Below are 10,347 nucleotides of genomic sequence, written 5' to 3' on the forward strand. Positions count from 1 at the left end.
CCGCGCAGGGCCAGGGCGCGCGGAGCGGTGAAGCAGTGCACCCAGCCGCCCGTCTCGATGGAGGGCTGATCGTCCTCGCCAGCGTTACCCGCCCAACCGAAGAGGAGGGTCGGCAACGCCGGCGGCGTGGAGGCGGAGCGCGCCATGATCTGGGGCGCGTAGAACTCGGTGCCGCGGTCGAGCTCCTCGAAGGAGCCGTCGGCCCCGCGCAGCTCGGTCCCCACGAGCTCGCCGACGACGGCGACGCACGGGAAGACGTTCTCGAAGCCCTCGCGATCAGGAGCGATGCCCTGCGGACAGAAGATGAGGACGTCGCGCGCCTCGCCCGATTCTTCGTCGACGAGGCGCACCAAGTTGGGGCACTCCCACATGTAGCCGAACGCGTCGAAGGCCCCTCCGGCGTCGGGGAAGGTCATCTCGCCCTCGCACTCCCACGCGCGCAGGTCCGCGGAGCGGTAGAGCAGGGCCGCACCCGTGAGGTTCTCACGCTGGACGCCGAGCAGCATCCGATACGAGCCGTCCGCGTCGCGCCACACCTGCGGGTCGCGGAAGTGCGCCGTGTAGCCGTCCGGCTGGTGGCCGATGACCGGGGGCACCTGCTTGTCGAAGTGGACCATATCCGTCGTGGTCACGACGCACTGGGTGGCCTCGCGCTCCCCCGTCTCAGGGTCCTTGTAGTTGCCGGTGTACCACAGCTCAATGTGGTCCCCGGCGTCGATCGCCGTGCCCGAGTACGCGCCGTTACGGTCCTGGCGGGTATCGGGCAGGATCGCGGGGGCGTGGTAGTCCCACCGGGTCAGGTCGCGCGAGGTGGCGTGGCCCCAGTAGACGAGCTTGCGCGGGTGCTCGGGCGTGTACTGGAAGAAGGCGTGGTACGTCCCGCCGACCTCGATGAGGCCGTTCGGGTCGTTCAGGCGGCCCACCGGGGGCGCGACGTGGAAGAGCGGGTAGTCGGGATCGTGAGGGGCGCGCGACGAGGCCTCGGCAGCGAGGGCGGACGCGAGAAAATCTTCGGCCATGACCTCACGGTAACACCCCGGGATAGACGAGCGCGCGGGCGGGACGCTTCCGTCCCGCCCGCGCGCGCTCCCACGTGCGCCACACCCTCCATCAGGGGCGGCGTTGCAAGGAAAAACCCCGCTCAGGCTCCCGTGACGTCATCGGGGTGGGCGTCCGCGTAGCGGGCAAGCTCCTCCTCGACGATTGCTTCGTCCAGCTTGACGAAGACCGGCGTGGGCTTGGCGATCGGGGTGCCGGGCGTGATCGGGTGGCGCTCCCAGGTGGGAACGTTCGTGTAGTCACCGGTGATGATCGGGTAGCCGTCGCGGCCCTCGAAGTCGGAGGGCAGGACCTGCGGGTCGAGCTCTTCGACCTCCTCGATGTGGGGCATCGGCGCGATCGCGCCCTCGCCGCCCATGACGCGGTCGATGTCGTTGGCCGCGTGGGGCAGGAACGGGGAGAGCATGAGGTTGAGGTCCGCGACGGCCTGGGCGAGGGTCCACAGGACGGTGGCGAGGCGCTCGCGCTGCTCTGGGGCCTTGAGCTTGAAGGGCTCGGTGTCGGTCACGTACTTGTTGGCCTCGCCGACCAGGCGCATGGCCTCGGACAGGGCCGCCTTCTGGCGGTGGTGGCGGATCAGGTTGCCGACGGCGGCGAAGCCGGCCTCGACGGCGTCCAGGAGGGCGCGGTCGATGTCCTCGAGCTCACCCGGGGTGGGGATCTCGCCGAACTTCTTGGCGATCATGGAGGCCGTGCGGTTGACCAGGTTGCCCCAGCCGGCGACGAGCTCGCCGTTGGTGCGGCGCACGAACTCGGCCCACGTGAAGTCGGAGTCCGAGGTCTCGGGGCCGGCCGCGCTGATGAAGTAGCGCAGGGCGTCGGCCTGGTAGCGCGAGAGGAAGTCACGCACGTAGATGACGATGCCGTGCGAGGAGGAGAACTTCTTGCCCTCCATGGTGAGGAACTCGGAGGAGACGACCTCGGTGGGCAGGTTGAGGACACCCAGGTCGCCGGGGGTCCCACCCTTGGCACCCTGGCCGTTGTAAGCGAGCAGCTCGGCGGGCCAGATCTGGGAGTGGAAGACGATGTTGTCCTTGCCCATGAAGTAGTAGGACAGGGCCTCGGGATCGTTCCACCACTGGCGCCACGCCTCGGGGTCGCCGGTGCGGCGCGCCCACTCGATGGAGGCGCTCAGGTAGCCGATGACGGCGTCGAACCACACGTACAGGCGCTTGGTGGGCTGGTCCTCCCAGCCGGGCACCGGGATACCCCAGTCGATGTCGCGCGTCATGGCGCGGGGGCGGATGTCCTCCAGGAAGTTCTTGGAGAACTTGATGACGTTGGGCCGCCACGTGCCGGACTGCTCGCGCTCGTCGAGCCAGGCGGACAGGGCGTCGGCGAGGGCGGGCAGGTCCAGGAAGTAGTGGACGGACTCCACGAACTTGGGGGTCTCACCGTTGATGCGCGAGTGCGGGTTGATGAGCTCGGTCGGGTCCATCTGGTTGCCGCAGTTGTCGCACTGGTCGCCGCGCGCGCCCTCGGCGCCGCAGATCGGACAGGTGCCCTCGATGTAGCGGTCGGGCAGGGTGCGGCCGGTGGACGGGGAGATGGCGGCGCGCGTGACCTGTTCGATCATGTAGCCGTTGTCGCGCACGGTGGCGAACATGTCCTGGACGACGCGGTAGTGGTTGCCGGCGGTCGTTCGGGTGAAGAGGTCGTAGGACAGGCCGAGCGCCACGAGGTCTTCGACGATGAGGCGGTTGTTGCGGTCTGCGAGTTCGCGGGCGCTCATGCCGGCGCCGTCGGCGGCCACCAGGATGGGGGTTCCGTGCTCGTCGGTGCCGGAGACCATGAGGACGTCGTGGCCGGCCATTCGCATGTACCGGGAGAAAACGTCGGAGGGGACACCGAATCCCGCGACGTGGCCAATATGACGGGGGCCGTTGGCGTAGGGCCATGCGACGGCGGACAGAATACGACTCATAGCCTCTAACAATACTGCTTGGCTGGCTCGAAGGGGGAATTGGCGCCTGGGGACGACATACGCGCTGTCGCGGCACGTGGCCACGGTGTTATCCTGGCGAAAACGCCATATTGATGGAGGATTCATGACCCGCGCGCTCATTATCGTCGACGTTCAGCCCACGTTCTGTGAGGGCGGTGCCCTGCCGGTGACGGGCGGTAACGCTGTCGCCGAGGCCGTGGCCGCCTACGTGGATGCCCACCGCGACGAGTATCAGCTGATCGTTACCACGCAGGATTGGCATATCGATCCGGGCGAGCACTTTTCGGAGACGCCGGATTTCGTGGACACGTGGCCTCCGCACGGCGTGGCGGGCACGGACGAGGCCGAGCTGCACCNTTCGTCGGGTCGGGTCAGGTCGGTCGCGGCATCCATGCCGGTATCGTCTCACCCCAGCGAAAGCAGCGCACGGCGCGGGTTTGCTCGGGAGCGCAGGACTGTACCACAAGTTGTACACGAGGAGCGCAAGGCGCCGTAACGGACTGACGTAGCATAAAATGGATACCCATTAACGTGTTGTTCTTGGAGCCCCGCATGCGCATTCGGAACCCCAGGCGATCGGCCCTCACCGGCGCGGTCGCCGCCCTTGGTGTCTGTTCACTCGTCCTCGCATTCATCGCGCCCGGCGTCGAAGAAACCAAGGTTGAGCTCAATGACGGCGGCGTCTGGGTCACCAACGCGAAGCGTGGCATCGTCGCACACGTGAACGTCCCTGCACGCCTCATGGATGCCGGGCTGCACGCGGCGTCCTCAACCTTTGATGTCTTCCAGAACGGCGAGCAGGTCCACCTCTCCGATCAGGTGGCCAACACGCTGGCTCCCATTGACGTCAAGACGGCCACCTTGACGTCGGCAGTGGACTACCGGGGAATGACCACGGACGTGCGCGGCGGCACGATCGCGGTCACGGATGCGCCCAACGGCAAGGTATGGGCGCAGCAGGCTGACCACCCCGCGCCCATCAGTACGGACGAAGCGGACGCCAGTATTTCTGACGTGCCCGGCGCGGTCACGACCGTGGATTCGGAGGGCAACGTCCACGCGGTCTCCGCCGAGGCTGGGCGCGTGACGTCCTTACTGAAGCGCGGCGCGCTGACGGACACCAAGACCACACCGCTGACGGGTATCGGCGCCACCGACTACCTGCAGATCGCGGCCGTCGGAACCGACGTGGTCGTCTGGGATCAGGACACTTCCACGCTCTACCTGCCGGGCGGCAAGACACAGCGCATCGACGGTGAGCGCGTCGTCCTCCAGGACACTGGGCCGAAAACGAACGAGGTCCTGCTCTCCTCCCCCGACGCACTCATCAGGGTTCCCATCGGCGGCGGAAGCCCCACGACCGTGCCAGCGCCCGCCCCCGGAGGCAACCCCACCCGCCCGGTCGCGCACAACAAGTGCGCGTACGCGGCCTGGTCGGCAACCGGCGCGTTCGTGAGGGATTGCCCCTCCGACGCAGATGACCGGGAGATGGTCGTCGACTCCCTCGCGAGCGCCGAAAAGGCTATTTTCCGCACCAATCGCGACGTCATCGTGCTCAACGACATCGAGAAGGACGGCCTGTGGTTGCCCGACTCCGACATGATCTTGGTCGACAACTGGGATCAGCTGGAATCGAAACTCGAGTCTGAGAAAGAGACCGAAGACCAGTCCGTCGACGACATCGACAACACGGTCGCACCCGACCGCAACCAGGACAACACGCCGCCCGAGGCGGTGGACGACGACTTCGGGGTGCGCGCAGGAAAGACCGTGATCCTTCCTGTCCTCATGAACGATTCCGACGCCGACGGCGACTTCATGACGGCCTCAGCGCTCACGCAGCCCTCCCTCGGCCAGGTCAGTGTCGCCCGAGAGGGTGCGGCCCTGCAGATCGCCGTCAACAAGGACGCGTCGGGCACGTCGACCTTCGATTACGAGGTCTCGGATGGGCGGGGCGGAACCGCGCAGGCCCACGTGACGCTGACCGTCCACGGCGACGACGTCAACGAGGCACCCGTGCAGAAGATCGTGCCCTCCATTTCCCTGGGTCAGGGCGGTCGTGTCACCACTAACGGGCTGACGAACTGGATGGACCCCGACGGCGACCCATTCTTCCTGGCTGGCGCGACCGCCCCCACGGGGATGACGGTGAACTCCCACGAAAACGGCAACGTTGAAATCATCGATGCCGGGCACGCGCCCGGCAAGGACGCGGTCGCGATCAGCGTGTCCGACGGGCGCGACGCGGGCGACGGCTCGATCACCGTCACCGTCAAGGAAAGCGCCAATGAGCCGCCGGTCGCAAACGCCGACCACCTCGTCGTGCGCGAAGGCTCATCCGCGTCGATCTCGCCGATGGCCAACGACACTGATCCCAACTCTGACACGCTCAGGCTCGTCTCCGTGGACGACGTGCCCGCCGGCATCACCGCCGTGATGGATTCGACGGCGGGAACAATCACGGTGGACGGCAACACCGCCGGCACCTACTACCTGTCGTACACGATCACTGACGGGCCCACGACGGCGACCGGCATCATCCGCGTGGACGTCGCCCCCACCGGTTCCGACCTGCCGCCCAGCACCGAGGACGACCTCGGGGTCCTGCCAGACGGCGGTCAAGTGCTCGTGGACCTGCTGGCCAACGACTCAGACCCCACCGGCGGCGTCCTCACCGTCCAGCAACTTGACGTGCCCACGGGTTCTCCCCTGGCGGTCGCACTCGTCAACCGCCAGATGGTGCGCGTCACCGCACCCTCCGGGCTTTCAAACCCCGCATCGTTCACCTACACGGTGTCCAACGGGGTTGCCACGGCCTCGGCGACGGTGACGATCCTGCCCGCCCCCGCCAACACCGAATCCGCGCCGCCCGAACTGAACGACGATTCCCTGGTCGTGCGCGTCGGGGACGTGGCCTCCGTGTCGGTCCTGGACAACGACCGCTCCCCCGCGGGGCTCAAGCTCACGGTCTCCAGCGAACTCCAGCACGAGATCCCCGCCGACCTGGGCAGCGTCTTCGTCTCGAATAACGTCGTGCGCGTGCGCGGCGGCTCCCGGCCCGGCTCGGGGCGCATCGTCTACACGGTCTCCGACACGGCCGGTAACGTCGCCTCGGNTGGAGGAGGCGCTGCGCGACGCTGGCATCACGGACGTGGACGTCGTGGGGTTGGCCGAGTCGCACTGCGTCGCGTGCACGGCCGTGGATGCTGTCCACGCCGGATTCCCGACGCGTGTCCTGCGTGAGCTGACCGCCCCCGTCTCCGAGGAGCTGGGCGCGGTGGCTCGCGAGTGGATGATGACGGAGGGCGTCTTGCTCGTCTGAGGCTCGGGTGCTGCCGCATCGCAGCCGGTAGGCGCACGCTTGTGGATAGCTTGCGCACGTGCGGATAGGAAACAGGGCATCCGGATAGGTTAATAACCTATCCACGAGGCGATAACCTATCCAGCTAGTCGTTTCCTATCCGCGTGGGCCACGCTGATCACAGATCCACGCCCCCGGCCTCGTTACTTCGCGGCGAGGGCGGCCTTGTAGAGGTCGTTCTTGCGCGCGCCTGTCGCCGCGGCCACCTCGGCGGCGGCGTCTTTCAGGCGCATGCCTTCGGCCGCAAGCGCGAGGACCGCGCNACGTGCAGGCAGCCTCCGGCTCCGTCTCAGTCGACGTGCTGAGAAACGACGAGGACCCCGACGGCGACATCCAGGACGACACCCTCTCCAGCCCGGATTCGGGCATCGGCGCCTCCGGCGACACCATCACGATTCCGCTGTCCCCGAAGCCGCAGACCGTCATCTATACGGTGACCGACCACGACGGACTGTCCGCGTCGGCAGTTGTGCGCGTGCCCGGAACCGAGATCACCCGCCCAACGCTGGACACTCGCGCCCTGCCGATCAAGGTCACGTCCGGCGTCACCAAGGAGATCGCGCTCAACGACTACATTCTGACCAGGTCCGGGCGCTCCGTTCAGCTGACCGGCGAGTCCAAGGCCAGCGCGGGCCTCGGCTGGGACGGCTCCACGCTGGTCAAGGACACGCGCACGCTCACCTACACTGCGCTGGAGGACTTCTCAGGCCCAACCTCCATCATCGTGGAGGTCACGGACGGCTCTGACCCCTCCGACGCGACGGGCATCGTGTCCACGCTGGCCCTGCCCGTCCTGGTCGAATCCGCCCACAATCGCCCGCCGCGCATCGTGCCGACCCGCGTCGACGTCGCCGCCGGCGAGGACGCCTCCCAGATCGCGATGGACCAGTGGGTCAGCGACCCCGACGGCGACGACCCGGCGGGCATGACCTACACGATCACAGACAAGCAGGTGGATGGCGTCAGCGCCTCCGCCTCCGGCTCCACCCTGTCGGTGTCCGCCAACGCCGAGGCGCCCAAAGGCCAGGCCGGGCAGCTGACCATCGAGGTCACCGACCAGCAGGGCGCCTCGGCGAGCGCGAGCGTGCCCGTCAACGTCATCACGTCCTCCAAGCCGCTCGTGCAGACCAGCCCGGGCCAGATAACCCTCAAGGCCGGGGAATCCAAGACCGTCGACGTCTCCGAGTACGCGACCAACCCGCTGGCCGACCAGGGGCCCCTCACCATCATGGGCGACCCGGTCACCTCCGCGGGCGGCAGCGCCACGGCCTCGGGGTCGACCATGACCATCCAGGCCGACGCCGGCTTCAACGGCTCCTTCACCGTGACCTACCGCGTGCAGGACGCGACCAAGGACATTGATCGCGAGGTCCAGGGAACGATTCAGGCGACCGTCCTGGATAAGCCCGGCGCGCCCACGAGGGCGAGCGCGGTATCGAACAGCGCGGGCACAGCCCTGGTGTCGTGGAGCTCGGGGGCGACGGGCGGCTCCCCCATCACCTCCTACACCGTCACCGACCACACGCAGGGCGACTCCAAGTCCTGCAGCGCTGTCACCGAGTGCCTCGTGAGCGGGCGCACGAACGGCACCGAGCACACCTTCTCGGTCACCGCAACGAACGAGGTCGGGGAATCCGACCCGTCCAACAAGACGAGCGTCCTCATCGACGCCAAGCCCGAAACACCCGGCGAGCCCACCGTGAAGCCCGGCGACAGGTCCATCACCGTGTCGTGGACCCCTCCGGTGAACACCGGTTCCGACCTTGAGGGCTACGACGTGGAGCTCTCGCCGGGCGGTGTGCAACCGGCCCGCGCAGACCAGACGTCCCTGACGATCTCCGGCCTGTCGAATGGCCACGAGTACAGGGTTCGGATCAGGGCCCGCAATAGGAACTACACGTCCGAGTGGTCGTCCTTCTCCCAGAACGTGACGCCCTACGGCGCGCCGGGAGCCCCGACGGGCGTCAGCGCCACCTTCTCGAATGGCACCGCGGAGGTCAAGTGGAACGCACCGTCCAACACGAACGGTCGTAGCATCGAGCAGTACACGGTCAGCGCGGAGGGCGCCGACCCGGTTAAGGTCGATGCTCCGTCCACCTCCACATCATTTAAGCTCAAGCACTCCGAGCAGCAGGTCTCCATCAGCGTCAAAGCCGTCAACGACAAAGACGATCCCGACGCGCACACCTCGCCCGCGGCGACGACCACCGTGTGGGCCGTCGACCAAGTCAACGCCCCCAGGATCACGTCACTGGAGGCCACGGGGAACTCGAAGGAGATCGCGTTCAACGTCGAGTTCCAGCCGGGCAACGGATGGAGCAAGAGCGACGTCGTCGACTACCAGTGGTCGCCCGACGGGGTCCACTGGGACTCCCTGTCCAGGGATGGCGATCACACCGTCACCAGCCCGGCACTCACGGATGGCGTCGACGCAACGCTCCAAGTCAAGGTGACCGTCCGCAAGAGCGGCACCGATAAAACATCCGAAGCGGAGGCCAGCGGCGGCACCGTGAGTTCCTTCGGTCCCCCCACGGCACCAACCGTATCGTGTCGGCCCGGCGGACCCGAGTGGGTTAATTGTTCCTGGAGTAATGCAGACAGCGGTGGCAGGAGCGCAAGCCTGGTCCTCACGGGAGCTGAGAATAAGACCATTGAGCTGACCCGTGAGGGACACCGCGAGTTCAAACCCGGCGAAGGCGGCAGCGCTCAGCTGTGCATCAAGGCCGTCCAGACCAGTGAAAAGGGAACACACGAGTCCGGTCCACGGTGCGACAGCGCCACGGCCCCCAGCTACGCCCGTAGCTACAGCGGATTCAGGGGCGGCTCAGGCGCATGCGTGGTCGGCCCATGTGGAAGCGGTCCTCACGAAATGGTGGGGCTGGACCTGTCCGGGTGGCCTCCGAACGCCACTGTCAGGTGCTCCGGAAAGTACGCAGAGAAAGACACCTGGGTGACCCTGCAGGTTGACGGCAACGGAAACTGGAAGGGGATCCCCGGGACGCAACGGCTCCCCGGGTGGACCTGGGGCGGAACCTATATTGGGGATCTGGTTGGACAAAAGAATGAAGATTTCAACGGCTGGTTCACCTGCCAGTAACAGTAGAACGGTCGCCCACACAGCAATAGACAACCCGTCACACAGCACAACAAAGGACAACAATGGAAGTCACCGAAGACAACGCTCACTGGTTCGCGGACTCTTTCACGAGGATCACGGACAACGTCGGCAAGGCGCTCCTGGGTAAGGAAGACGTCATCCGCTTGGCGCTGACCTGCATGTTCGCCGAGGGGCACCTGCTCTTGGAGGACGCGCCGGGAACCGGCAAGACGGCGCTGGCGCGCGCCATCGCCGCGACCGTGCACGGGACGCATTCGCGCATCCAGTTCACGCCCGACCTGCTGCCCTCCGACATCACGGGCGTGACCATTTACGACCAGCGGACGGGTTCGTGGGACTTCCACAAGGGCCCTATCTTCGCCTCGATCGTCCTGGCCGACGAGATCAACCGCGCCTCGCCCAAGACCCAGTCGGCTCTGCTGGAGGTCATGGAGGAAGCCCAGGTCACGGTTGATGGCGTGCGCCGCGAGACGGGACGCCCCTTCATGGTGATCGCCACGCAGAACCCCGTCGAGCAGGCCGGTACCTACCGCCTGCCCGAGGCTCAGCTGGACCGCTTCCTCATGAAGACGTCGATCGGCTACCCGGGCCGCGAGGCCGGCATCGACGTCATCCTCGGTTCGGCCGCTCCCGACCGCACGCGCGCCCTGGCCCCCGTGATTTCCACGAAGGCGGTCGCCGACATGGCGGACCTGGCGGCCAACAACTACGTCGACCGTTCGATCGCCGCCTACGTCCAAGACCTGTGCGAGGCGACGCGCGCCGACTCCGAGGTCCGTATCGGCGTCTCGACTCGAGGCGCGATCGCGATGATGCGCGCGGCCCGCGTGTGGGCGATCGCCCAGGGCCGTAACTTCGTGATCC

The 10,347-nt window shown here is 67.0% G+C and carries 5 protein-coding genes and 3 pseudogenes; 5 read left to right on the forward strand and 3 right to left on the reverse strand.

The genetic code is table 11. From position 1 onward, the window contains the following. Both BQ7477_RS03665 and metG read right to left on the reverse strand, forming a co-directional pair. Positions 1-1,019: glycoside hydrolase family 32 protein (locus BQ7477_RS03665; protein WP_073983002.1), on the reverse strand; the 1,019-nt coding region annotated here is incomplete at its 3' end. 122 nt (positions 1,020-1,141) lie between these two features. Then, on the reverse strand, positions 1,142-2,983 hold the full coding sequence (gene metG / locus BQ7477_RS03670; protein WP_073982848.1) for a methionine--tRNA ligase: 1,842 nt from the start codon (positions 2,981-2,983) through the stop codon (positions 1,142-1,144). Between the two features lie 124 nt (positions 2,984-3,107). On the opposite strand from metG, the pseudogene BQ7477_RS03675 reads away from it, so the two are divergent. The 3 pseudogenes from BQ7477_RS03675 to BQ7477_RS12290 all read left to right on the forward strand — a co-directional run. Beyond that, positions 3,108-3,363, forward strand: a pseudogene (locus tag BQ7477_RS03675) (cysteine hydrolase family protein); the annotation flags it as partial. A gap of 1,240 nt (positions 3,364-4,603) precedes the next feature. Continuing rightward, positions 4,604-5,827: pseudogene (locus BQ7477_RS12285) on the forward strand (Ig-like domain-containing protein); the annotation flags it as partial. A gap of 295 nt (positions 5,828-6,122) precedes the next feature. Beyond that, positions 6,123-6,326: pseudogene (locus BQ7477_RS12290) on the forward strand (isochorismatase family protein); the annotation flags it as partial. 182 nt (positions 6,327-6,508) lie between these two features. Here BQ7477_RS12290 and BQ7477_RS12980 read toward each other — a convergent pair. Next, positions 6,509-6,658, reverse strand: a complete 150-nt coding sequence (locus BQ7477_RS12980) for a hypothetical protein (protein ID WP_420884431.1) — start codon at positions 6,656-6,658, stop codon at positions 6,509-6,511. On the opposite strand from BQ7477_RS12980, the gene BQ7477_RS03685 reads away from it, so the two are divergent. Further along, positions 6,631-9,462, forward strand: coding sequence for a fibronectin type III domain-containing protein (locus BQ7477_RS03685; RefSeq protein WP_073982849.1), 2,832 nt, complete (start codon positions 6,631-6,633; stop codon positions 9,460-9,462). The two genes, BQ7477_RS12980 and BQ7477_RS03685, sit on opposite strands and share 28 nt — an antisense overlap. Positions 9,463-9,524: 62 nt before the next feature. Continuing rightward, positions 9,525-10,347: AAA family ATPase (locus BQ7477_RS03690; protein WP_073982850.1), on the forward strand; the 823-nt coding region annotated here is incomplete at its 3' end.

It is taken from the genome of Actinomyces bouchesdurhonensis, from assembly GCF_900128465.1.
Lineage (GTDB): Bacteria > Actinomycetota > Actinomycetes > Actinomycetales > Actinomycetaceae > Pauljensenia > Pauljensenia bouchesdurhonensis.